The organism is Sebaldella termitidis ATCC 33386 (genome assembly GCF_000024405.1).
GTDB lineage: Bacteria > Fusobacteriota > Fusobacteriia > Fusobacteriales > Leptotrichiaceae > Sebaldella > Sebaldella termitidis.
Window position 1 is genome coordinate 1,496,409 of the sequence record NC_013517.1, and the last position, 22,257, is coordinate 1,518,665.

Genomic DNA, 22,257 nt, shown 5'->3' on the forward strand with positions numbered 1-22,257 from the left:
TAAAAATGGATATGGAAACTTTGAAAAAAGCAGTAAAACTAAAGCGTGATTTAGATATATTTTCAAAAGTACATGAACACTTTGAGAAAGCTTTAACAGGGAAAGAGTTAAATGTCAATATCGATATAAATAGCAGAATAAACAGAGGATATGCGCCGTCTACCATACATCAGAGTGAAATAGACCGTTTAGGTTTGAAAGAAGAATTTGACAATTTTTTAAAGCTGGGAAAAGCTAAGACTTTAAAAAGAATAAACGAAATTGAAAAAGAAATCCAAAAGCTTTAGGAGGATATTATGCAAAAAGGAAATGGAGTAAAGGGGAAGTATATGGAAAATATGGATTATACCATTAAAAATATAGATAAACTGGAAGATTTGAAGGACTTTGAGTGGGAATATAAAAACAAAAAATTTCTCTTGCTTGATGCAGTTGCATTCGATGATATGCTAACTTTAGTAGAGAAAAACTACATAGATGCTGACGGTTATATGAGCGAAAAACGATACAGGTCTTTTTCATTGAAAAACCTCACAGAGCTAGAATTCTTCGGTTTAAAAGTAGTTCTGAATGAAAAGCCTAAACTTTCAAAAGAAGATAAAGAATTTCTTGAAAAAGAAATGTACTTTGCAAGAGAAAGAAACGGAACACTATATGTTTATTTTGAAAAACCTGTCCAAGTTCTAGAGGATGGGCAATGGGAAGCTAATACATTTAACACATTTGATTGTTTTCCGATAGATGAAGAAAAATTCCCATTCATCACATGGAAATCAGGCAAGGCTTGGAGTAAGGCTGAGTTAATGGAATTAGAGGTGATAGAGTAATGTTTATAGAAATAACAGACTATGTAAATAGTATTAGACAGGATAATTATATTGATACTGAACAGATAGAAGCTATACAAAAATTACCAAGTAAGATACAAATATTTTTAAAATCAGGAAGTCTTTTATATTTAGAACCCGGAGGATGGGAGAAAACAAACGAGGAACTGAACCGCATATTGCAATGCTGGAGGTCTGGTGAATGAAAGAGATAATAATAGTTTTCATAATATGCGGGGCTATATACAGCATATGGTCTGCTACCTTGGAATACAGAGCAGAGATTAAAAGGCTTGAGAAAATACAATTTTTGGAAGATCTTAAAAACTGGAAATACGGAGGGAGCTAATGAAAAAAGTAGATTTTAAATACTGTAAAAAGAATATAACTGCAGCACATCGGCTAGAGATACACAAGACTATAACGGGCAAATATGAATTATGCGCTTATGATCCTTTAGGATGGATGATATTTATAGTTTATAAAGGAAAATCTAGGCTAAAAGCAGAATTATTGAGAGCGTATTTCCGGGAATATGTACAGGAATTAAGATGGAAGATTGATTGGGAGTGATTGAATGAAGAAATTAATGAAAATAGCTGAGTTAATAGTTGATTATTATAAAAGATATTACTACCAGCATGAGGTATTAGAGCTTGGAGATGACTTAGTTCAAATAAATTTTTATACATACGATGGTCCTGCGATTGAATACATAATCGGATATGTTGGGAAAAAGATAGAAATTAATCAAATTGATGAAATAAAATCGGAGGATCCGGAGTTATATCAGATGATCATGGATGTGATAGATGAATCTGAGAAAAGACCGTATAATGCAAGACCTGTGACACGAACAGAAAAAGAGAAAGCCGCACGTTTCTTGGAAATTGTAACTGAAATTAATAATCGGGGCACAGGAGAGAGAAGACTTAGAAATTTACTAGAATTTCTTAGAATGAATAATACACAAAAGGATTTAGTGATGTTTAGGAGGCGGCTATGGAAGAAATTAAAATAAAGTGCAGTGCTTGCGGTAAAGTGCATATGGAACTGGATGTAAAAGCAACTACAAAATATAAATTTAGGTGCAAAAGGTGTAAACACTGGAATACTGGATATATAACAATTATGAATATGGAGGACGACAATGGCAAAAAGCAATAAGGAGCTTATAAAAGAAGTGATTGAGGAATTAGGGAAAATGAATGTACTAAAAGTAGAGTTACTGAACCCGTATCAGAAAATGGAGAAATTATTATACATGTATACAGGCTTGAAATTGTCTATTGATAGAAAGAAAAATCAACTTGAAGATTTGGAGAAAAACGGAATTATACCACTTATAATGGGAATATCTGAACGAGTTGATGGTGGAATAATTGACCATAAATCGGAAGTGGAAAAGCAAGAAGATAGAAAAGAAAAGCTTAAAAATGAGATAGATTATTTTGAGAAAACAATGGAATTGATAGAGAATACACTTGAAACTGTAAAACAGGATAAATATTACAGAATTATAGAATTGAAATATTTTAATAAAAAAAATTTAAATGAGATAGCGGAAGAATTTCAAGTGGATATTAGTACAATCAAACGCAATAAAAATAGGTTGATAAATGAAATAGTACATATATTTATAACAGAAAAGGAACTAAAAAAATTAACTGAAATTTAAGTGAAATGCCCCTTTTTTGCACTTCCCTATGAGCTGTCAATAGGGTATAATAGGTTATAATGTGAAATTTATTCATAGGATATCAACCCTTTCAAAGAATTTAGAGTATTTTGTTTCGATTTTTACAGGAGAGACGCAAGGCTCTTTTTATTTTTAAAAGTAAAGATAAGAAAAAACAAAAATATTGTTTTAAATGCCAAAAAGTACGACAAATATTTTTTGATTTTATGATATTCGGATGTATTTGATTTAGTTAAAATTGAATATAGTTGTTATAATTTCGGTATAAATTGGAAGAATAGCAAGAGGTGATTAAAGATGTCGGAATATTATTTCTTTAATAGTGTAAAGAAAAGTCAGGAGATTGAACAGTGGTTTCAAAAGAATCTGAGAGGTATTGTATTTTTAGAGCATACAGCACCAGTAACTTTTACTATTGATCATGTAACTTATGCGATTAGGTATAATCAAGAAAGTGACTACATCTACACAATAAAATTACATGGACACAATACAAATATTAGAGGATATCATGCAAATATTAGAAACAGAGTTGAAAGATATCTGAATAATTTAAAAGCAACCAACTAGAGCCAAGTGGCTCTTTTTTTATTTCAAAATGTAGGAGGTGAGTGGATGAAATTAACAGAAAAACAAAAAAGATTTTGTGATTATTTCATAGAAACAGGGAATATAACGGAAGCAGCAACTAAAGCTGGATATAGTAAAAAGACAGCGTATGCAATAGGGCAGGAGAACTTGAAAAAACCTATGCTGAAAACGTATATTGATGAAAAACTGGAAGAAATGCAAGGTAAAAGAATAGCAAGTGCAACTGAGGTGATGGAGTTACTCACTCAAGCCCTACGTGGAGAAATAAAAGAGGAGGTTGTAGTGGTTGAGGGATCAGGAGATGGGTACAGTGAAGCGAAAACAATAGATAAGCAGATAGGGGCGAAAGATAGAATAAAGGCTGCCGAATTGCTCGGGAAGCGGTACGGACTTTATACCGATAAAGTGAATATAACTGGTACGGTTCCGGTGATGATAGTAGGAGAAGATGACCTTGAGGAGTAAAGGAAGTAACGGCAGTAATGCCAGTAAAGAAAGTAAATACATCAAAGTTAATCTACCTAAAATAGTAGGAGCCGGATATAAGGACTTTTGGCAGTTTAAAGGTCGTTACCGTGTTTGTAAGGGATCCCGGGCGAGTAAGAAGTCAAAAACAACAGCAATAAACTTTATACATAATATAATGAAATATCCTGATGCCAATTTGTTGGTAGTTCGTAAAGTATTTAGAACCCTGAAAGATAGCTGTTTTACCGATTTAAAGTGGGCTATTAACAGACTCAAAGTAAAGGACTACTGGGAAATAAAAGAATCTCCGCTGGAAATGACATATAAGCCAACAGGGCAAAAAATACTTTTCAGAGGTCTTGATGATCCTATGAAAATTACATCGATCACAGTGGAAACAGGTGTGTTGTGTTGGTGTTGGATAGAGGAAGCTTACGAGATAACAAAAGAAAAAGATTTTGACATGCTTAATGAGTCGATCAGGGGAGAAGTTCCTGAGAATTTATATAAACAAATTACTCTGACTTTTAACCCATGGAATCAGGGGCACTGGTTAAAGAAGCGGTTTTTTGATGTAGAAGATAGCGACATAATGGCAAAAACAACAAATTACCAGTGTAATGAATTTCTGGACGAATCAGATAAAAAATTATTTGAGGATATGAAAGTAAAGAACCCTCGCCGTTACCGAGTTGCTGGACTTGGTGAATGGGGAATCGTTGAGGGGCTTATTTATGAAAACTGGGAAGAACGGGAGTTCGATATAGAGAAACTTTTATCAAGAACCGATATTAAAACAGCCTTTGGTCTTGATTTTGGATATACTAATGACCCAAGTGGTTTATTTTGTGGTGCTGTAGATAAAGCTAATAAAATCATATATGTATTTGATGAATTTTACAAAAAAGGCTTATCGAATAGAAAAATATACGAGGAAATAAAGATAAAAGGTTACAGTAAAGAACGGATAAGAGCAGATTGTGCGGAACCTAAAAGTATAGACGAATTAAAAAGAGATTTTGGACTTAAGATTAAGGGAGCGAGAAAAGGGAAAGACAGCATAAATAACGGAATACAATATATACAGGACTATAAAATTATAATACATCCCAGATGCGTAAATTTCATCACAGAGATAAGTAATTACACATGGGCTGACGACAGGCTGGGTGATAAAATAAATGTCCCTATAGACGATTTTAATCACTTGATGGATGCAATGAGGTACGGACTAGAGGATCTGATTATTGGGGCAACATATTCATTTGAATAGGAGAAAATAATGTTTGATTTTATAAAAAAACTATTTAGGAGAAAAGAAAATATGAATGAATTTAATAAAAGTGAAACCGAAGCACTTATAAATGCTTATCAAGTTTCGCCTAAATATATAAGCATGTTGACTGGAAAAAGATATTATGAGGGACAACATGATATATTGAAACGGAAAAGACAAGTAATTGGTGAGGATGGGAAACTGACACCTATTGAAAACTTGCCAAACAATAAGCTTGTAGATAATCAATATGCTAAAATGGTTAACCAGAAAACAAATTATCTTTTGTCTAAAGTTCCAACACTGCAGAGTGAAAACACTGAGTATGTAAAGGCTCTGAATAATGTATTTAACAAACAATTTCTTAAAACAATGAAAAGGCTGGGTAAGGATTGCTACAATTATGGGATAGGATGGCTACATGTATATTATAATGAAGCTGGTGAGTTCAAAATTAAGCGTATGGATCCACTTGAAATTATCCCAATTTGGAAAGATAACGATCATGAGGAACTGGACAGCATAATAAGATTGTACGTCATTCAAACATATAAAAGAGGTACTTTTAAGGCTACTACTAAAGCGGAAATTTATACAAAAAATGGTATTCAGTATTTTATTTGGGACGGAGTAAAGCTTTATAAAGATATGGAAAAAGAACCCATAAGTTACATGACAATGGAAACAGACGAGGGGGAGAAAAAGCCTTACAACTGGGATAAAATACCTTTTATTTCTTTTAGACCGGATGAGCTGGAACAGCCTTTGATTATTAGACTTAAATCATTACAGGACGGGATAAATACAATTTTATCGAACTTTCAAAACAATATGGAGGAGGACAACAGAAATACCATTATTGTCATAACCAATTATGACGGCGAGAATTTGGGGCAATTCAGAAAGAATTTAAGCCAGTTCGGAGCGGTAAAGGTTAATGACAATGGTGGAGTTGAAACACTTACGATTGAGATAAATGCAGAGAATTACAAGGCTATATTAGATTTATTTAAAAAGGCTTTGATAGAAAATGCTAGAGGGTTTGATAGTAAATCAGATGTGCTGGGCTCTAATCCTAACCAGATGAACATACAATCAATGTATTCTGATATTGATTTAGATGCAAACGAAATGGAAACGGAATTTCAGGCAAGCTTTGAGGAATTATTATTTTTTGTAAAAAAACATTTTATAAATACTGATGTTGGGGACTTTGATAATGAAACGGTTGAAATTATATTCAACAGGGACATTCTTATAAATGAGTCTACGGTTATTGATGATATTGCAAAAAGTATGGGTATATTGTCACAAGAAACTCTAGTATCACAGCATCCTTATGTTATTGATACCGAAAAAGAACTGGAAAGAATTAAAAAGGAAAAAGAGGAAGATTTGGACATATATGGAGAGTTTGGTAAGGAAAACCCCGCCAGTGGTATAGATGTCAAAGAATAAATACTGGACAGAACGATTTAAACAAGAAGAAGCCAGAATGCACGCCTTAACTGAAATAGAAGTAAGAAAAGCAGCAAAAGAATATGAAAAATCATTCCGGGAAATTGAAAAAGATATCAATAACTGGTATTCTCGTATAGCAAAAAACAATGACATTTCCTATGCAGATGCTAAAAAACTGTTAAATAAAAAAGAATTACAAGAATTTAAGTGGACTGTAGACGAATACATTAAACGAGGTCGTGAAAATAACCTGACAGGTGAATGGATGAAACAACTTGAGAACGCATCGGCAAAATATCATATTGAACGTCTGGAAGCTATGAAACTGCAGATATCAAATCAGGTAGAGCATTTATATAATGGTCGGAAATATGACATGGATAATTTTTTAAGAAATACTTTTAAGGATTCATACTATCATTCAGCGTTCAATATTGCACAGGGTACAGGAGTTGGAAAGAAAATATATGCATTGAATTCCAACTTAGTGGACAAAGTCATAAATAAGCCGTGGATGGCGGACGGTAAAAACTTTAGTGACAGGTTATGGCAGGACAAAGAAAATCTTATAAATACGCTGCATACTGAATTGACACAGTCATTTATCAGAGGAGATACGCAGGATAAAGTAATTAAACGGTTCATGGAAAAGTTTGATACTAAAAAACATGTAGCAGCCAGACTGATTAGAACAGAGAGTGCTGCATATCAGTCGAAAGGACGATTACAGTGCTATGGTGATTTGGATGTTGAAAAATACGAGATAATATCGACTTTAGATATAAAAACATCCCACATATGCCGTGATCTGGACGGAGCTATCTTTGATGCGAAAGATTATGAAATAGGTGTGACAGCTAACCCTTTTCATCCATTCTGCAGGTCGACAACAGCACCCTATTTTGATGATGCTGAGGATGATGTAAGAGCTGCAAGGGATAGCAGAACTGGAAAAACCAATTATGTACCGGGCGACATGAAATATAATGACTGGTATAATAAATATGTTGTTGAGAAACCAAAGGAAAAACCGGAAACCGTTCCGGATGTAAAAGCAGATTTGACAATAGAAAAGAAACAGGATAATATTAAATTGGAAGATAATACACTTATAAAACAAATGAGTGATATTTACAAAAGTTGGGATGGAGAAAATAGAAGAACTTTAGCAACTGAGCTTTTACGAGCAAATGGGTTGGAAATAAAGCCGAGTATCAAGAAGTTAAAAAATGCATATGGAGAGTGTGCAGCCTACCTAATTGATGATAGGCACAGATTAGTACAATTCAATTTATTAAGTACGGATAATAGATCTATGGAGGATCAAGTAAAAACTATATTTCATGAACTTTTTCATGCAAATTATAACAACCTACTGACTGACCGGAAAACAAAAGTACCCGGAGATGTGTGGTCTTTTATAGAGGAAACTTTTGCAGAAAGTTCTGCGCATTATTTATCTAAAGCAGCAGGAATTGAGAAAAATATGGCTTTCGCTTATCCAGATTATTTAGTCGCAGCTTTACCACGACTAAAAAAAATGGAAATGTTTAAAAATTGTTCTAGTGTGTCAGATTTTGGTAAAATTATTTCTGAATTCCGATTTGGTAAAAATAGAACTGCGCAATGGTCGAAATTTGATGGCATACTGTATAACATAAAAAATGATAACTTTAATATAAAAAAATATGCCAAAAACTACACGGCTTATATAGCTGATAATAAAGAAAAACTCGTTGAGATATTTATTTCGTCCAATCCGACATCAAAACATTATAAAAAATCAATTTTAGAAAGTATAACCGATACAAATGATAAATTACATAATGGGGAAACTGTAGAAATAAGTAAGTTTAAATTATATAAAAATATTTTGATACTTGCCATGGATGAGAAAGGAGTGATTTAATGCTGTTAATATTTCCGGAACAACTCAATAAACCTGAAAATCTTGAAAGAGTGTATGAAATTATAAATAGTAAAAATTTAGTAGATTGCGCACTTGTTGGGGAAAATGAAAAAAAGATTGATGAAATAATACAGGAGTTACAGGAACTGGGAGAAACAAAAATAATTAATATGATCAATTCAGGTGAATTGATTTTAATAGGTTAGTACCACAGGCACTTAGTGAAAACTAGGTGCTTTTTTATTTATCGTCGTTTTGGTATTGTCGACGTTAAATAACAAGACTAATAGAACCGTGTCATACACGTAAAACATGAAAATATTAGAAAAAAAAGGAGAAATATATGGAAAAGGAAAAATTAATTAAATTAGGTTTGACAGAAGAACAGGCGGACAAAGTGATTGCTGAACACAAAGCACAGCTTGAGGGTAATTATATTCCGAAAAGTAGATTTGATGATGTTAATAATGCAAAGAAAAAACTTGAAAAAGATATTGCAGAAAGAGATAAACAACTAAAAACGCTCAAAGAAGATACTAACACCAATGAAGAACTCAAGACAATAATAGAAAAGCTTGAAGCTGATAATAAAGCAGCAAACGACGATTATAAAAAAGAAATTGCAGCTTTAAAACTCAATGCCGCAATAGAATCTACTTTATTGACTCAAAAGGCTAAAAATATAAAAGCGGTAAAATCTTTGTTGGATATCAGTAAAATATCACTTGAAAATGAAAATTTATCAGGTTTAGAGGAACAGATAAAAGTGTTAAAAGAAGCTGAGGACTCAAAATTTTTATTTGAGGTGGAAGCAAAAGCAGATCCAAAGACACCTGCAGGAGCAACACCGGGGGCAAGTAATATTGATACAGGATCAGATACAAAAAATATGAGTTACGAGCAACTTGCGGAATACATGGAAGCTAACCCGGGTATAAAATTATAAATTAGGAGGAGAAAAGAATGGCAAAATTTGACAGTAAAACATTTAACCCAGAAGCGTTCGGGGTTTATGTTGAAAGAGTACCAAATACAAAAAGAAATGAACTGATTAAATCAGGAGTATTGAAAGGAAATGAAGCAATAAGAAATACTTTTTCAAACCAATCAGGAACGGCATATGCAACATTACCAATGTACGGGCTATTGGATGGGGATCCGTTAAACTATGACGGAGAAACAGATATTACATCAACAAGTACAACAACATTTCAGAGAAGTGTGGTTGTGGTAGGGAGAGCCAAAGCATGGGTTGAGGGTGATTTTGCTTATGATATAACTGGCGGCGCAGATTTTATGTCGAATGTAGGGAATCAAGTGGCGAGCTATTGGGAAAATATATATCAAAGGGAATTACTGCATATTTTAAATGGTATATTCTCAATGACTGGAAATTCTGGTAATACTGGCTTTGTAACAAATCATACTTATGACATATCAGGAGATGCTGACGAAGCTAAACAAATAGTAGGGGCTACTACTCTAAACAGTGCTGCTGCAAAGGCGACAGGGGATAATAAAAGCAATTTCAAGGTTGTAATAATGCATTCAACTATTGCGACTAATCTGGAAAACTTAAAAGTATTGAAATATTTTACACAAACAGATGCTGAGGGTATAAATAGAGAAATAGGGCTTGCAACATGGAATGGAAGAACAGTATTTATAGATGACTCTATGCCTGTAGAAGTGGTTCCGGCATCAGGAACTGATCCAGAGTATACAAAATATACTACTTATATTCTGGGTACAGGTTCAATTGATTATGAGGATATAGGGGCAAAAGTACCTTATGAAATGGCAAGAGATCCTAAAACTAATGGAGGACTTGATACTTTGTACACAAGAAAAAGATTTGTGTATAGCCCATACGGGATAAGTTATACTAAAAAGAATCAAGTAACTTTATCGCCTACATCAGATGAATTGGAAGATGGTGCAAACTGGGAACTTGTAAATAATGGAGTTACTGGAGCAGGTAAAAAGTATATTGATCATAAAGCCATAGCGATTGCAAGAATAATCTCAAGAGGTTAATAAAAGGAGTGGTTCAGTATGGATATATTTGAAACCTTTGATAAAAAGCTAAAGACATTCATGGATATAACTGAAAATGATTTATTTTTACAAAACTGTGCGCTGAATAAAGTGAAAGAGTATATAAAAAACACTGCAAACATAAAAGAAATACCCGAGGGTCTGGACTATGTTGTAATAGACCGGGCGATCGGGGAGTTTCTTTTATTTAAAAAAGGTACCGGAACTTTAGAACTTAGTAATATTGATTTAGATGCCGTTTTCTCAAGCATCCAAGAGGGGGATACTCGTGTGGATCTGGGATATGGAAAAGGCACACAAACACCAGAGCAGCGGTTGGACGATCTTATAAATTATCTTATTACTTATGGAGAAAAAGAAATACTGGGATATAGGAGATTGAGATGGTAAAGGGACATAGAAAAGCATTAGAAAGCTTATACTTAGCTGTATGCAATATTTATGCTTTTATAAAAGAAGAGGATGAGTTTGAATTGACAGATCAGACAGAACAGCTTATATATGAAAATAAGAAATGCAGAGTAAGCTATAAAAATATAAGTGCTGCAAATCAAACAGAATCATTCGCAACTACAGCGCAGGAAATTAAACTGTTTATAGCACCTGAATTATTAATTCCTCCGGGTTCTACTATTGAGGTTACCCAAAATAACCGGACTGAAAAATATAAAAGCTCCGGAAAAGCTGCAGTATACACCAACCATCAAGAAATAATTCTTAATCTGTATGAGGAGCGTGCTTAAATGGGTAGAGATATTAGAATAGATACAAAATCTCTTGAAGCTTTCCGGGATCAAATACAGGAAATGGAGCAGCAGGCAGTCAATGAATTTTTTGAAAGTTTGGCAAAAGAAATTGCTGCCCGGTTGCTTAGAAAAGTTATTAAAAGAACCCCAACAAAAACAGGGAATTTAAGAAACTTATGGGGCGCCGCTAAAGATATAAAAGTGAAAAAGACTGGCAATAATTATGAAGTAAATATTGAGAATAGTGCCAGTTATGCATCATATGTTGAATATGGTCACAGGCAAACACCGGGGCGGTATGTTCCTGAAATAGGAAAAAGGCTGGTTAATGACTGGGTAGATGGTAAGTTCATGCTTACTTTGTCAGAACATGAATTAAAAGGACAATTACCCGGAATAATTAAGAGAAAAATGGATGCGTGGCTTGCTGGGTTGGGAGGTTCTTAATGATATTAGAGGATATAATAAAAGGAATAAATAGAATTATAAAGAGTGAATTCCCATCCATGGAAATTTATGCAAACGAAATACAACAGGGCTTTAAGGAGCCTTGTTTTTTTATAAAAATGCTTAAATTGGATGAAAAACAGATAATTGGCGAACGATATTTCAGAAGATATTTTTTTGATATTCGGTACCATCCCGACAAACATAAGAAAAGTCAGAATATCTGGGGAGTGGCTGATAAGCTGCAAGATCTTCTTGAGATGATAACAACACCAGAGGGGCATTTAATGAGAGGGACAGACAGAAATGCAGCAGTCGAGGATGATGTGCTGCATTATTTTATTTCTTATAACATGTTTGTGATTAAACCAAAGAATCAGGAAGAATACATGGAACATCTACAGCAAAAACAAGGAGTGAAAGGAAGTGGTTAAAAGTGGCAAAGACTAAGAAAGAAGATGATGAAAAAGAAAAGCCAGTTTTTTCAAAAGAAAGTTTGCTGAATTCTAAAAAGTATATGTTCCAAAAAGACCTATTAAATATACTTTTAAAAGATACCAAAGAATACACATTGGAAGAAGTGGACAAAAAAATAAACGAATTCAAAATAGGAATAGTAAAAGAATAGGAGGAAATAATGGCATTAGGTGGAGGTACTTGGTTAGTACAAAATAAAATACTACCCGGTACATACATGAATTTCGTATCGGCTAAAAGAGCAATGTTGTCATTTGCCGATCGTGGATATACTGCTTTACCTTTGATACTTGATTGGGGTGTAGAGGGTGAAGTATTTACAGTAGAAAATGAGGACTTTCAAACAAACACACGTAAAATATTTGGTTACAGCTATGATCATGAGAAAATGAAGCCTTTGAGGGACTTATTTTTAAATGCAAAAACTTTATATGCATTTAGAGTAAATGACAGCACAAAAGCAGTAAGCGCCTTTGGAAATGCAAAATACGGCGGAATAAGAGGTAATGACTTAAGAATAGTAATTCAGACCAATGTAGATGATACTACAAAATTTGATGTTTCTACATATCTGGACACGTCACTTGTGGATACTCAGACAGTCGCAAGTGCTGCAGAGTTAATCAACAATGATTTTATTGATTTTGATAAAACAGCAACGCTGGCTGCTACTGCCGGGACACCTCTAACAGGTGGAACAACAGGGGCGGCTACAGGGGATAATTACCAGAAATTTATAGATAAAATAGATGGATATTATTTCAATGTTACGGGTTATACGGGAACAGATAAGGTGATTAAGTCTTTATTTGCACAATTTACAAAACGTATGCGTGACGAAATAGGGGCTAAATTTCAATGCGTTTTATATAGAGCAGAAGATGCAGACTATGAGGGGATCATATCAGTAGAAAATAAAAGCTTAACTTCCGGATACGCTGAGTCTGCACTGGTTTACTGGACTGTAGGAGCTCAGGCGGGATGTGCTGTTAATAAATCGGTTACAAACAAGGTTTATGACGGAGAGTTTGATGTAGAAACTAAAGAAAATCAAACAGCCTTAAAAGATGGAATAAACAAAGGAAAATTTCTATTCCATAAAGTAGAGGATAAAATCAGAGTATTAACAGATATAAACACATTTACATCTGTTACCGTAGAGAAAAATATAGATTTTACAAGCAATCAAACAATTAGGGTATTAGACCAAATCGCTATTGATGTGGCAACTATATTTAATACAAGATATCTCGGACAGGTTCCGAATGACAATGAGGGTAGAACAGATCTGTGGAAAGATATTGTAAAACATCATGAGGAACTTTTAAGAATAAGGGCAATTGAAGATTTTACAGATGCTGACATAACAATACAAAAAGGCGAGGATAAAAAATCGGTTCTTGTCACAGATAATGTAACGCCTGTTAACTGTATGGAAAAATTATATATGACAGTTGTGGTTGCGTAGAAAGGAGAGTGTAATGCATGAGTACAGCGGAAACAATGAGAGGTAGGGATGCCATCTCTGGGAGTATGGCGAAATGCTTTATAGATTTTGGAGATAAGCGTGTAAATTTCATGACTGCTATAAAATTGGAAGCAACAATGGAAAAAACAAAAGTAAAAGTACCAGTACTGGGTAAAACTGGGAAAGGCAATAAAGCAACAGGCTGGGAGGGAAGTGGAACCCTAACATTACATTTTAATAACTCAATAATCAGAGAATTGGCAATAAAATATGCTGAAACAGGAGAAGATTTTTATTTTGATATTCAGGTAACAAATGAAGATCCCACAAGTACAGTAGGACGGCAAACAGTGGTTTTACTAGATTGTAATATAGATAAGACATTATTGGCGAAATTTGATGCGGATGCGGATTATATAGAGGAAGATGTAGACTTTACTTTCGATGGGATGAAAATGCCTGAAAAATTTAAAGATTTACCGGGAATGGTGCAATAAAAAAATTTAGGAGGAAAATTTAATTATGGATATGAAGTCGTTTTTAAAACAGAACGTGAGAAAGCCGGAAGAGGAAAAAGTTATCGCAACAAAAAGAGTACTTAAAGAGAATGGAGAGCCTGAGGAGTGGATAATAAAAGCAATCACTAACACAACAGATGATCGCTTGAGAAAAAACAATACAAAAACTGTTAATAGAGGAAAGGGTGTTTATGTCCCCGAGCTGGATACAACAGCTTATTTAAAAGACTTAGTGGTGAATAGTGTTGTTTATCCTGACTTAGAAAATAAGGAAGCACAGGACTCATGGAATGTTATGGGAGCAGGTCAGTTACTTGATTGTTTATTACTTCCGGGCGAATATAATGCTTTGGTTGAAAAAGTTCAAAAAATCAACGGATGGGATATTTCGTTGCCAGATTTGGTGGATGAAGCAAAAAACTAATAAATAGCGGCAACCCTGATATTAATTATGCTTATTATTGTTTTACTGAGCATGGGATGCTGCCAAGTCAATATGCTGTGCTCGATGACATGGAGAAAGCATTTGTAATTGCAGCTATTGACTTAAAACTAGAAGCAGACAAGGAAAGAGATAAAAAACTAAAAAAGAAAGCGAGGAAATAATGGCAACCATACAAAGCTCAATCATGTTAAATGATAGAATGACAAGTGTATTTACTAATATAGTAAGCTCAGTAAATACGACTATAAGAACAATGCAGAGATTAGACAATACAAATGTGTCACCAGACGTGTCGCAATTACAGCAGGCATCTGCACAGCTAAGAATTGCAGAAAATGAACTAAATGAAATGGTTGCCAGTTCTCAGCAACTAAATAACAATCTGGGACAAACCAGTGGCATAGCAGGGAGTTTAAAAAGTAAACTAATGGGAATAGGTGCCGGGATGTTGGCGGGCTTTAGTGTGAAAAAGATAATAGAAGCATCGGACAAAAACGCTCAAATAACAGCCCGGTTGAATCTTATTTCAGATGATCCTGAAATGTTAAAAAAACAAATATATGCATCAGCACAAGATGCAAGAATAGCTTACACAGAAGCCGCAGACGGTGTTGCAAAACTCGGCTTACTCGCTAAAGATGCATTCAGAAATACCGACGAGGTTGTAATGTTCAGCAATCTTGTCGGAAAGTCTTTAAAAATAGCGGGTGCAGATATTCAACAGGCAGATGCTGCAATGCTGCAGTTAACTCAGGCGATGGCATCGGGACGGCTGCAAGGTGACGAGTTTGTATCAGTTCTGGAAAATGCACCAATGATTGCACAGGCGATTGCTAAACATATGAATGTCACAATGGGACAGCTCAAGGAAATGAGTTCAAAAGGGAAAATTACATCGGATATTATAAAAGCTGCAGTATTTAGTGCTGCAGATGATATAAATGCAAAATTTGGACAAATGCCAATGACATGGACGGATATATGGACACAAATGAAAAATTATGCTTTGTTTGCCAGTGACGGAGTGCTTAAAAAAGTAAATCAAATTGCAAATAGCCAAGCATTTCAAAAGTTCTTAAGTGGAGCACAAACAGCTTTTGGGGTGTTGTTAAGTGTTGCGAACACGACATTTAATGCGGTAGCGGGTTTTGCTAAGATTATTATTGATAACTGGGCGCTGATTAGTCCTATAATTTATGGAGTTGCTGCGGCTTTGACAGCATATGCTGCAATACAGGGATTAGTTACATTACTATCGTGGGCGCAAACAGCAGCAGAAGTTGCAAAAGGTGTAGCTTTAACGATAGCAAATGCAGCAATGATTGCTTTAACTTTTGTAACCGGAGGATATACGGCAGCACAAACAGCAGCTAATGCTGCAGCATGGTCTTTTCCGGGTACATGGATAGCGGCAATTATTATTGGTGTGATTGCAGCAGTTATTGCTTTAATTGTTGCAATTGTCAAATGGGGAACAGGAACAGCAACCGTCGCTGGTACTGTAGTTGGGATATTTTACTGGATAGGTGCCGCATTTTATAATGTCGTCGCTTGGATAGTAAATACTGCAGTGAGTATGGCAAATAGTTTCAGAAGTACAATAAACAGTATGGCGCAAGGAGCAGCTAATGTTGCCAGTGCAATAGCAAATGTTTTTATTGATGGTTTTAATTTAATTGCGAGAAAAGCTGCCGAGATATTAAACGGTATTTTTGATAAAGCCCGGGCTTTTGCGGGAGCAATAGATGGTTTGATGGGTACAAATTTATCAAGCGCAGTGAACGTCAAATTTACAGCGAAACAAGCAGAGCGTGTCCAATTACAAGCACCTCAATTGGGGATGTATAATGGTGGAAATAGTCAAGTGATGCAAATGAAAGATTTGGGCGGAGCATACAATAAAGGTGTTGGTAAAGGGAATGACATGGCTGCAAAGTTCGGGGGGGTACTTGACGATGTAAATGGAATTATGAAAGGTTTGGAGATACCAAAAGGAGATGCCGCTGGAGCAGGAAAAGGCGCTGATCCCAACAATAAAAGAACAGCGGATAATACTGGTAAAATGGCGAATCAGTTGGAAGCAACTGAGGAAGAATTAAAATATTTGCGTGATGTTGCTGAAAGGGAATACATAAATCAATTCACTACTGCAGAGATAAAAATAGACATGAAAAATGAGAATAATATAAGTAATGAAAATGATGTTGACACTATAATAGATGTGCTTGTAGAAAGACTACAAGAAGCTGCAGCAACACTTGCAGAGGGGGTGCATCAATAATGTATGATATTTATATAGACAGATATTTATTACCACTAAGCCCTCGACAAATACAAATATCAAGCAAAAATATGAATGAAACAGTAAAGCTTATAAATGATGCTGAGGTGAATATATTGAAAAAAGAGGGTTTAAAAGAAATAACTTTTGAGTTTATTTTGCCTGCTTATAAATATCCATTCACTAATTTTAGATATGGTTATGAAAGCCCACAACATTTTTTATCGAAAATAGAAAGGCTAAAAAGAGAGCAAAGACCTTTTCAGTTCATTATCGTTAGGCAATACCCTACTGGGAAGAATTACTTTAACACAAATATAAAGGTGTCTTTGGAAGATTACGACGTTTCGGATGATACTGACGAATTTATGGACATAAAAGTGTCTGTAAAATTGAAAGAATATAAAAACCCCAGATCTACTACACTTGAGTTATTAGAAGATAAACTAGGGGCTTATATTACAATGCCCCGAGGAATTACCAAAATTATAGACCGAGTTTATACAACAAAGGCAGGTGAGGTTCTATGGCAGATATGCAGAGAACAAACAGGAGGTTTGGAAAGACTGGGGGAAATAATGAACGAAAATGGATTAAACTCACTAAATCAATATTTACCGGGGGTGTTAAGAATTGGAAATAAATAATACTTTAAATAAAGTTTTTAACACTGCTTTCAATATAGCAAAAAATACTTTTGATCTTGAAAAAGATTTACAATTGACCGTTTCTGGAAAACACGGAAGCGGTCATGTTTCTATGCCAGTAGTTGCTGATAATATAACTTTAAGTTATGAATGGCGAGGAGCACCGGGGAAATTAGATTTTAAAGTTTTAGTGCAGGAAGATAAACCCGGACAAGGGATAAATTATATAGTTGAGGGCGACCAAGTATCGCTTGTATACAAAGGTGAGAATATATTTTTAGGATATGTATTCACAAGAAAAATAGATAAAAACAATATTATGCAAATAACTGCTTATGATCAGTTAAGATATTTAAAAAACAAGAATTACTATTATTTTGAGAATGTAACGGCTACAGAGATAATAAAAAGAATTGCAGAAGATTTTCAACTTAAGATAGGAGAACTTGAGGACACTGTATATAAATTTGAGAGCAGGAGAGAGGACAATAAAACATTAATAGATATAATATTAACGGCTTTATCTCTGACAACACAAAATACAAAGAAAATGTATACCTTATATGATCAATACGGGGAACTGACTCTTAAAGAAATGGAAAATATGAAAATAACTGATTTTATAATAGACGATCTATCTGCATCTGATTTTGACTATTCGTCCTCTATTGATAGTGATGTTTACAATCAAATAAAATTAACATATCCCAACAAGGAAACAAAGAAAAGAGAGAATTATATAGTATATGACAGCTCTAATATTGAACGCTGGGGGTTATTACAACTTTATGAAACTATAGATGAGAAAATAAACGGGAAAGAAAAAGCTGATAATCTTATAAAGCTTTATAATTCACCAAAACGTAAGTTTTCAATAAAAAAGGCTTTCGGTGATATAAGAATAAAAGGTGGTTCTAGTTTTCTTGTAATGCTAAAAATGGGAGAGCTGGATATTAAAAATTACATGATTGTAGAATCAGTAAAACATACCTTTAAATTTGGGGAGTATTTTATGGACTTAAATTTAATAAAACATATAAAAGAAAAAGAAGAATCGGCAGCATATACAAGTACGAGTAATACAGAGGTGATGACATGAGTAACAATTTAAGTACATTCTTGGAGCTAGTAAAAGGTACAGCCAAAGGGGTTGTGGATAACTCGGAACCCTCAGTGCTTGTTTTCGGAACAGTTGAAACAATAACGCCGTTGACGATCAGAGTGGATGCACAGACAGTTCTGCAAGAAAAAGAATTGATTTTGACACACCTTGTAAGAGATTATGAGGTGGATATAGAAGTTTCACACAGAACAATTAATGATGATATTTTAAACACTTTACACGATCACCTCGGAGTACCACAAAATAGTTTTGACTCACATCATTATCATGCGTATGAGGGGCGGAAGAAAATAAAAATATATCAAGGTTTAGTTATAGGTGAGGGGGTTGTGATGATAAAAGAGCAAGGAGGACAACGCCACATCGTATTAGATCGATTGGGTGATCCCATGACAAGTGGGGAGTGGTTTTAATGGTACCTAAAAATTTTGTAAACATTCCTGATATAAATATTGTCACTATCCCCACTAAAACTTATAAGATGGAATTAGAGGAGAACAGCGACAGGATATCGGGTTTTACAGATGAACAGGAAGCAATGAAACAGGCAATATATAAAATAATCAGGACAGAAAGGTACAAATACATAATTTATGACTGGAACTATGGCATTGAATTAGAAGATTTGTTTGGTATGCCTGTAAATTACTGCGTACCTGAGATAGAAAGACGAATAAGGGAAGCCTTGCTGCAGGATACTAGAATAAGTGAAGTGAACAATTTTGAATTTGATACAAGTAAAAAAGGTGTAGTATTAGTCAAATTTACTGCATACACGGAATTTGGAGAAATAAACATAATAGACGAGGAGGTGTCTATATAATGTATGAAGATCAAACTTTTGAAAGAATATTAAGAAGAATATTAGGCAGAGCCCCCTCTGATGTGGATATAAGACAGGCAGCTATTATTTACGATGCTGTGGCACCTGCATCTATGGAGATTGAAAGCTTATATTTTGCTTTAGATATCATATTACAGGAAACTTTTGCGGATACGAATACAAGACCATATCTGATACGCCGATGTGCAGAGCGTGGAATAATACCTGATCCTGCATTCAAGGCTGTGCTAAAGGGTAAGTTTAATATACAGGTTCCAATTGGTTCCCGGTTTAGCTTGGATGATTTGAACTATACAGTAATTAGTTATATAGAGCAGGAAGTGCCGCCGACTGGAAATTATGTTTATCAAGTTGAGTGTGAAACACCGGGCATTATTGGTAACAGTAAATATGGGACTTTGATTCCCATTCAATATATTAATGGATTAACATACGCTCAAATAACAGATCTATTAATACCCGGGGAAGATGAACAGAGTACGGAAAGCTTAAGACAAGAGTATTTTGATAGCTTTAATATGGTCGCTTATGGCGGAAATATAGCGGACTATAAAAAGAAAGTTCTTGATATACCGGGTTTAGGAGCTGTAAAAGTAACCCCTGTATGGCAAGGTGGCGGAACAGTTAGGCTGACAATACTGGATGCGGAATATAATAAAGCAAGTAATACTTTAATAGAAACAGTTCAAACTTTAATAGATCCCACACAGGATGCCAAAGGCTTAGGAATAGCACCAATTGGTCATATTGTTACAGTAGAGACTGCAGCAGATGTTGCTGTAAATATTTCTTTACATATAGACCTAGAAAGCGGCTTTGAGTGGGAACAAGTAAAAACACCTATTGAGGATGTTATAAAAGACTATCTGTTAGAATTACGGAAAACATGGGCGCCCAATGACAAACCAGTCAGTGATGACTTGATTGTAAGGGTTGCCAAAATAGAAGCGGCAATTTTAAATATTTCCGGAATAGTTGATGTATATAATACAGAAATAAACGGTACCGCAGGAAATTTAAACATAGGTACTTATGATATACCTGTGTTTGGGAGTGTGAACAGAGTATGATATTTGAAATGGAGCATATCGTAAAACTTATAGAATACCTACCACAGTTCATGGCAGATCGTAAGGAGATGCAGGTAATAACATCGGCGGAGGAACCGGAGTTCACTTTATTCTGGGCGGTGCTGAAAAGGGTTATAAATAATCAATTCATTACAACCTGTGACGAGCAGGGAATAAGTAAGTTTGAAAAGATGCTGAAATTATATCCATACGAGTCTGATACACTGGAAATGCGTATTGCTCGGGTATTGGTTGAATGGAATGCACAGCTACCTTACACGATGAGAAGTTTAAAACAAATGCTTGACGTATTGTGTGGAGCTGGAAATTATAGAGTTAAATTGAAAAATAATGAGTATGTGTTGGAGATCAACACATTTTTTTATGATTCAAAAATGCTGACACAACTAAATAAATTGCTCTTGAAAGTATTACCCGCAAATCTTGCTTATGATAGCACAAACTACATAGTAGAGGAAGCGAAACAAGATTATTATTTGGGTGCTGCAGCTATGTCAAGTATGCATTATGTGCTTTCAAGTGATTTTACAGGCAACTACGAATTATCTGGCAGCGGAAATTTAACAGGATCGATTATACAAGGAAAAAAATACGTTTTAGGAGGATGAGATGGCAGTATTTACCAATACGATAATAACTAAAAAAGCTCATGCCCTTGTAGCTAAAGGAATGGCTGGGGAGCAGATTAATTTTACTAAAGTAAGGACAAGTGATTATGATTATCCAAGCAGCACAAATTTTGAAAACCTGACTGTACTGGGAAGTATAAAACAAACAGTAGATATTAGTGCTGTTAACATAGAGAATGAAAGTACAGTAAGAGTAAAAGCAGCTATATTAAATACAGATGTTACAACAGGCTATTATGTCAAAAACATAGGGCTTTATGCAAATGATCCTGATGAGGGTGAAATATTATTCAGCATCACTACAGCCACAACGGCAGACTTCATGCCTGCTTATAACGGTGTAAATACTTCTGTACTAACAGTAGATTTACTTACAACTGTAAGTAATAGCGGGAATGTAAATTTAACTGTGAGTCCGGGCGGACTGGTTACAACTGAGATGATTGCGACAAAGACTCAGTATGGAATTGTGACTCTCAATATGGTTAGAGATGAAATAGAAAACTCATTTGAATTAAAAGCAAGTATTCCGGGGTATGAAAAAAGACCGAACGGGATAATGGAACAGTGGTTTTTAGCTCAAGCACTCTCTTCAAATGGTGAAGCAGGAACAATTGTAAATTTCCCTTATCCTTATGAAAATTCTGTGTTGGATATACGTGGCGGAGATGGCGGGAGTGGGGCACATTCTGTAGGAATAAGGATATTAAGCAAGACACAATGTATTGTTTGGGGGAAGCTTCCGGGTACTACAGGTTATATTGATACAACAGTAAGAATCTTTGTGAAAGGATATTAGGTGGAAAAATGTATTTATTATTTAATAAGCAGGGTGAATTTTCAGGATTTTCATATGGAAATTTAACTGATAAAGAGAAAAAAGATGGTTTCAATATAAAAGAAATCACAGATGAGGAACATAAAACCTATATAGAAAAAACAAATATGAAAGGATATACTTACTATCTTGAAAATGATGAGGTAGTTGAGAGAAGTCCAAAGCCTGATTTGTTTCATATTTGGAATACAGAAAGTAAAGAATGGAATTATAAAAAAGAGTTAGAAATTTCAGTACTTGAAGAGGAACTAGGAAGTTTGGAATTGGAAATAACTAATATACAAAAAGAAATAAAAAATCTTAAAGAAGCTGGAAAAACTTTTGCAGCAAAGAAGTTGGAAAAGGAAAATATAGAACTCGATAAAACATATCAGGAAAAACTAAAGAGATATGAAGAATTGGAGGGCTAAAAAT

33 protein-coding genes are annotated in these 22,257 nt (G+C 34.6%); all 33 read left to right on the forward strand.

The annotated features are described in order from the left end of the window. The first annotated feature begins 5 nt into the window (after positions 1–5). A complete protein-coding gene (locus tag STERM_RS06955; RefSeq protein ID WP_012860874.1) occupies positions 6–287 on the forward strand; it encodes a hypothetical protein in 282 nt (93 codons plus the stop codon). Between the two features lie 9 nt (positions 288–296). Beyond that, on the forward strand, positions 297–827 hold the full coding sequence (locus tag STERM_RS06960; protein WP_012860875.1) for a hypothetical protein: 531 nt from the start codon (positions 297–299) through the stop codon (positions 825–827). Then, on the forward strand, positions 827–1,033 hold the full coding sequence (locus tag STERM_RS06965) for a hypothetical protein (RefSeq protein ID WP_012860876.1): 207 nt from the start codon (positions 827–829) through the stop codon (positions 1,031–1,033). The genes STERM_RS06960 and STERM_RS06965 overlap by 1 nt, the downstream gene beginning before the upstream one ends. Continuing rightward, the gene (locus STERM_RS22135) at positions 1,030–1,176 is read left to right on the forward strand and encodes a hypothetical protein (RefSeq protein ID WP_012860877.1); all 147 of its coding nucleotides are present in this window, start codon (positions 1,030–1,032) and stop codon (positions 1,174–1,176) included. Before STERM_RS06965 ends, STERM_RS22135 begins: the two co-directional genes overlap by 4 nt. Then, positions 1,176–1,400: a hypothetical protein gene (locus STERM_RS06970; protein WP_012860878.1), complete on the forward strand. Its 225-nt coding sequence runs from the start codon at positions 1,176–1,178 to the stop codon at positions 1,398–1,400. Before STERM_RS22135 ends, STERM_RS06970 begins: the two co-directional genes overlap by 1 nt. Before the next feature lie 4 nt (positions 1,401–1,404). Beyond that, positions 1,405–1,848 carry a hypothetical protein gene (locus STERM_RS06975; protein WP_012860879.1) on the forward strand — a complete coding sequence of 148 codons (444 nt, stop codon included), beginning with the start codon at positions 1,405–1,407 and terminating at the stop codon, positions 1,846–1,848. Further along, positions 1,830–1,994 (forward strand): hypothetical protein, encoded by a 165-nt coding sequence (locus STERM_RS22140; protein WP_012860880.1) that lies wholly within the window; start codon positions 1,830–1,832, stop codon positions 1,992–1,994. Before STERM_RS06975 ends, STERM_RS22140 begins: the two co-directional genes overlap by 19 nt. Then, positions 1,978–2,505, forward strand: coding sequence for a hypothetical protein (locus STERM_RS06980; RefSeq protein ID WP_012860881.1), 528 nt, complete (start codon positions 1,978–1,980; stop codon positions 2,503–2,505). Before STERM_RS22140 ends, STERM_RS06980 begins: the two co-directional genes overlap by 17 nt. 318 nt (positions 2,506–2,823) lie before the next feature. Continuing rightward, on the forward strand, positions 2,824–3,096 hold the full coding sequence (locus STERM_RS06985; RefSeq protein ID WP_012860882.1) for a hypothetical protein: 273 nt from the start codon (positions 2,824–2,826) through the stop codon (positions 3,094–3,096). 45 nt (positions 3,097–3,141) lie between these two features. Then, positions 3,142–3,582 (forward strand): terminase small subunit, encoded by a 441-nt coding sequence (locus STERM_RS06990; protein WP_012860883.1) that lies wholly within the window; start codon positions 3,142–3,144, stop codon positions 3,580–3,582. Continuing rightward, positions 3,566–4,858 carry a PBSX family phage terminase large subunit gene (locus STERM_RS06995; protein WP_012860884.1) on the forward strand — a complete coding sequence of 431 codons (1,293 nt, stop codon included), beginning with the start codon at positions 3,566–3,568 and terminating at the stop codon, positions 4,856–4,858. The genes STERM_RS06990 and STERM_RS06995 overlap by 17 nt, the downstream gene beginning before the upstream one ends. A 9-nt stretch (positions 4,859–4,867) precedes the next feature. Then, complete coding sequence (locus STERM_RS07000; RefSeq protein WP_012860885.1) at positions 4,868–6,319, forward strand: phage portal protein; 1,452 nt, start codon at positions 4,868–4,870, stop codon at positions 6,317–6,319. Continuing rightward, positions 6,306–8,231 (forward strand): minor capsid protein, encoded by a 1,926-nt coding sequence (locus STERM_RS21175; protein WP_012860886.1) that lies wholly within the window; start codon positions 6,306–6,308, stop codon positions 8,229–8,231. Before STERM_RS07000 ends, STERM_RS21175 begins: the two co-directional genes overlap by 14 nt. After that, positions 8,231–8,437 carry a hypothetical protein gene (locus STERM_RS07010; RefSeq protein WP_012860887.1) on the forward strand — a complete coding sequence of 69 codons (207 nt, stop codon included), beginning with the start codon at positions 8,231–8,233 and terminating at the stop codon, positions 8,435–8,437. The genes STERM_RS21175 and STERM_RS07010 overlap by 1 nt, the downstream gene beginning before the upstream one ends. 137 nt (positions 8,438–8,574) lie before the next feature. Continuing rightward, positions 8,575–9,177 carry a phage scaffolding protein gene (locus STERM_RS07015; RefSeq protein ID WP_012860888.1) on the forward strand — a complete coding sequence of 201 codons (603 nt, stop codon included), beginning with the start codon at positions 8,575–8,577 and terminating at the stop codon, positions 9,175–9,177. A 17-nt stretch (positions 9,178–9,194) separates the two neighbouring features. Further along, positions 9,195–10,268: a hypothetical protein gene (locus STERM_RS07020; RefSeq protein WP_012860889.1), complete on the forward strand. Its 1,074-nt coding sequence runs from the start codon at positions 9,195–9,197 to the stop codon at positions 10,266–10,268. Positions 10,269–10,286: 18 nt separating this feature from the next. Beyond that, on the forward strand, positions 10,287–10,679 hold the full coding sequence (locus tag STERM_RS07025; protein ID WP_012860890.1) for a hypothetical protein: 393 nt from the start codon (positions 10,287–10,289) through the stop codon (positions 10,677–10,679). After that, on the forward strand, positions 10,673–11,032 hold the full coding sequence (locus STERM_RS07030; protein WP_012860891.1) for a hypothetical protein: 360 nt from the start codon (positions 10,673–10,675) through the stop codon (positions 11,030–11,032). The genes STERM_RS07025 and STERM_RS07030 overlap by 7 nt, the downstream gene beginning before the upstream one ends. Next, positions 11,033–11,482 (forward strand): HK97 gp10 family phage protein, encoded by a 450-nt coding sequence (locus STERM_RS07035; RefSeq protein WP_012860892.1) that lies wholly within the window; start codon positions 11,033–11,035, stop codon positions 11,480–11,482. After that, a complete protein-coding gene (locus STERM_RS07040; RefSeq protein ID WP_012860893.1) occupies positions 11,482–11,916 on the forward strand; it encodes a phage tail terminator family protein in 435 nt (144 codons plus the stop codon). Before STERM_RS07035 ends, STERM_RS07040 begins: the two co-directional genes overlap by 1 nt. A gap of 2 nt (positions 11,917–11,918) precedes the next feature. After that, on the forward strand, positions 11,919–12,110 hold the full coding sequence (locus STERM_RS07045; RefSeq protein ID WP_012860894.1) for a hypothetical protein: 192 nt from the start codon (positions 11,919–11,921) through the stop codon (positions 12,108–12,110). 9 nt (positions 12,111–12,119) lie between these two features. Further along, a complete protein-coding gene (locus STERM_RS07050; protein WP_012860895.1) occupies positions 12,120–13,427 on the forward strand; it encodes a phage tail sheath family protein in 1,308 nt (435 codons plus the stop codon). Between the two features lie 17 nt (positions 13,428–13,444). Beyond that, positions 13,445–13,924 carry a phage tail tube protein gene (locus STERM_RS07055; RefSeq protein WP_012860896.1) on the forward strand — a complete coding sequence of 160 codons (480 nt, stop codon included), beginning with the start codon at positions 13,445–13,447 and terminating at the stop codon, positions 13,922–13,924. A 25-nt stretch (positions 13,925–13,949) separates the two neighbouring features. After that, on the forward strand, positions 13,950–14,369 hold the full coding sequence (locus STERM_RS07060; protein WP_012860897.1) for a phage tail assembly chaperone: 420 nt from the start codon (positions 13,950–13,952) through the stop codon (positions 14,367–14,369). A gap of 181 nt (positions 14,370–14,550) precedes the next feature. Then, on the forward strand, positions 14,551–16,671 hold the full coding sequence (locus STERM_RS07065) for a tape measure protein (protein ID WP_012860899.1): 2,121 nt from the start codon (positions 14,551–14,553) through the stop codon (positions 16,669–16,671). Positions 16,672–16,742: 71 nt separating this feature from the next. Next, positions 16,743–17,318: a hypothetical protein gene (locus STERM_RS21180; RefSeq protein WP_169305393.1), complete on the forward strand. Its 576-nt coding sequence runs from the start codon at positions 16,743–16,745 to the stop codon at positions 17,316–17,318. Further along, positions 17,305–18,417 carry an XkdQ/YqbQ family protein gene (locus STERM_RS07075; RefSeq protein ID WP_012860901.1) on the forward strand — a complete coding sequence of 371 codons (1,113 nt, stop codon included), beginning with the start codon at positions 17,305–17,307 and terminating at the stop codon, positions 18,415–18,417. The genes STERM_RS21180 and STERM_RS07075 overlap by 14 nt, the downstream gene beginning before the upstream one ends. Further along, complete coding sequence (locus STERM_RS07080; protein ID WP_012860902.1) at positions 18,414–18,854, forward strand: DUF2577 domain-containing protein; 441 nt, start codon at positions 18,414–18,416, stop codon at positions 18,852–18,854. Before STERM_RS07075 ends, STERM_RS07080 begins: the two co-directional genes overlap by 4 nt. Beyond that, entirely contained in the window at positions 18,854–19,264 is a 411-nt protein-coding gene (locus STERM_RS07085) for a DUF2634 domain-containing protein (protein WP_012860903.1), read from the forward strand. The genes STERM_RS07080 and STERM_RS07085 overlap by 1 nt, the downstream gene beginning before the upstream one ends. Beyond that, positions 19,264–20,355 carry a baseplate J/gp47 family protein gene (locus STERM_RS07090; RefSeq protein WP_012860904.1) on the forward strand — a complete coding sequence of 364 codons (1,092 nt, stop codon included), beginning with the start codon at positions 19,264–19,266 and terminating at the stop codon, positions 20,353–20,355. Before STERM_RS07085 ends, STERM_RS07090 begins: the two co-directional genes overlap by 1 nt. Then, a complete protein-coding gene (locus tag STERM_RS07095) occupies positions 20,352–20,984 on the forward strand; it encodes a putative phage tail protein (RefSeq protein WP_012860905.1) in 633 nt (210 codons plus the stop codon). Before STERM_RS07090 ends, STERM_RS07095 begins: the two co-directional genes overlap by 4 nt. Position 20,985: 1 nt before the next feature. Further along, positions 20,986–21,804 (forward strand): phage tail-collar fiber domain-containing protein, encoded by an 819-nt coding sequence (locus tag STERM_RS21185; protein WP_012860906.1) that lies wholly within the window; start codon positions 20,986–20,988, stop codon positions 21,802–21,804. A gap of 8 nt (positions 21,805–21,812) precedes the next feature. Next, a complete protein-coding gene (locus STERM_RS07105; RefSeq protein ID WP_012860907.1) occupies positions 21,813–22,253 on the forward strand; it encodes a hypothetical protein in 441 nt (146 codons plus the stop codon). The last annotated feature ends 4 nt before the right edge of the window (positions 22,254–22,257 follow it).

Coding starts and splice junctions, on each gene's coding strand:
- STERM_RS06955 (WP_012860874.1), top strand. CDS start 6: ATGGATATGGAAACTTTGAAAAAAGCAGTAAAACTAAAGCGTGATTTA.
- STERM_RS06960 (WP_012860875.1), top strand. CDS start 297: ATGCAAAAAGGAAATGGAGTAAAGGGGAAGTATATGGAAAATATGGAT.
- STERM_RS06965 (WP_012860876.1), top strand. CDS start 827: ATGTTTATAGAAATAACAGACTATGTAAATAGTATTAGACAGGATAAT.
- STERM_RS22135 (WP_012860877.1), top strand. CDS start 1,030: ATGAAAGAGATAATAATAGTTTTCATAATATGCGGGGCTATATACAGC.
- STERM_RS06970 (WP_012860878.1), top strand. CDS start 1,176: ATGAAAAAAGTAGATTTTAAATACTGTAAAAAGAATATAACTGCAGCA.
- STERM_RS06975 (WP_012860879.1), top strand. CDS start 1,405: ATGAAGAAATTAATGAAAATAGCTGAGTTAATAGTTGATTATTATAAA.
- STERM_RS22140 (WP_012860880.1), top strand. CDS start 1,830: ATGGAAGAAATTAAAATAAAGTGCAGTGCTTGCGGTAAAGTGCATATG.
- STERM_RS06980 (WP_012860881.1), top strand. CDS start 1,978: ATGGCAAAAAGCAATAAGGAGCTTATAAAAGAAGTGATTGAGGAATTA.
- STERM_RS06985 (WP_012860882.1), top strand. CDS start 2,824: ATGTCGGAATATTATTTCTTTAATAGTGTAAAGAAAAGTCAGGAGATT.
- STERM_RS06990 (WP_012860883.1), top strand. CDS start 3,142: ATGAAATTAACAGAAAAACAAAAAAGATTTTGTGATTATTTCATAGAA.
- STERM_RS06995 (WP_012860884.1), top strand. CDS start 3,566: ATGACCTTGAGGAGTAAAGGAAGTAACGGCAGTAATGCCAGTAAAGAA.
- STERM_RS07000 (WP_012860885.1), top strand. CDS start 4,868: ATGTTTGATTTTATAAAAAAACTATTTAGGAGAAAAGAAAATATGAAT.
- STERM_RS21175 (WP_012860886.1), top strand. CDS start 6,306: ATGTCAAAGAATAAATACTGGACAGAACGATTTAAACAAGAAGAAGCC.
- STERM_RS07010 (WP_012860887.1), top strand. CDS start 8,231: ATGCTGTTAATATTTCCGGAACAACTCAATAAACCTGAAAATCTTGAA.
- STERM_RS07015 (WP_012860888.1), top strand. CDS start 8,575: ATGGAAAAGGAAAAATTAATTAAATTAGGTTTGACAGAAGAACAGGCG.
- STERM_RS07020 (WP_012860889.1), top strand. CDS start 9,195: ATGGCAAAATTTGACAGTAAAACATTTAACCCAGAAGCGTTCGGGGTT.
- STERM_RS07025 (WP_012860890.1), top strand. CDS start 10,287: ATGGATATATTTGAAACCTTTGATAAAAAGCTAAAGACATTCATGGAT.
- STERM_RS07030 (WP_012860891.1), top strand. CDS start 10,673: ATGGTAAAGGGACATAGAAAAGCATTAGAAAGCTTATACTTAGCTGTA.
- STERM_RS07035 (WP_012860892.1), top strand. CDS start 11,033: ATGGGTAGAGATATTAGAATAGATACAAAATCTCTTGAAGCTTTCCGG.
- STERM_RS07040 (WP_012860893.1), top strand. CDS start 11,482: ATGATATTAGAGGATATAATAAAAGGAATAAATAGAATTATAAAGAGT.
- STERM_RS07050 (WP_012860895.1), top strand. CDS start 12,120: ATGGCATTAGGTGGAGGTACTTGGTTAGTACAAAATAAAATACTACCC.
- STERM_RS07055 (WP_012860896.1), top strand. CDS start 13,445: ATGAGTACAGCGGAAACAATGAGAGGTAGGGATGCCATCTCTGGGAGT.
- STERM_RS07060 (WP_012860897.1), top strand. CDS start 13,950: ATGGATATGAAGTCGTTTTTAAAACAGAACGTGAGAAAGCCGGAAGAG.
- STERM_RS07065 (WP_012860899.1), top strand. CDS start 14,551: ATGGCAACCATACAAAGCTCAATCATGTTAAATGATAGAATGACAAGT.
- STERM_RS21180 (WP_169305393.1), top strand. CDS start 16,743: ATGAATGAAACAGTAAAGCTTATAAATGATGCTGAGGTGAATATATTG.
- STERM_RS07080 (WP_012860902.1), top strand. CDS start 18,414: ATGAGTAACAATTTAAGTACATTCTTGGAGCTAGTAAAAGGTACAGCC.
- STERM_RS07085 (WP_012860903.1), top strand. CDS start 18,854: ATGGTACCTAAAAATTTTGTAAACATTCCTGATATAAATATTGTCACT.
- STERM_RS07090 (WP_012860904.1), top strand. CDS start 19,264: ATGTATGAAGATCAAACTTTTGAAAGAATATTAAGAAGAATATTAGGC.
- STERM_RS07095 (WP_012860905.1), top strand. CDS start 20,352: ATGATATTTGAAATGGAGCATATCGTAAAACTTATAGAATACCTACCA.
- STERM_RS21185 (WP_012860906.1), top strand. CDS start 20,986: ATGGCAGTATTTACCAATACGATAATAACTAAAAAAGCTCATGCCCTT.
- STERM_RS07105 (WP_012860907.1), top strand. CDS start 21,813: ATGTATTTATTATTTAATAAGCAGGGTGAATTTTCAGGATTTTCATAT.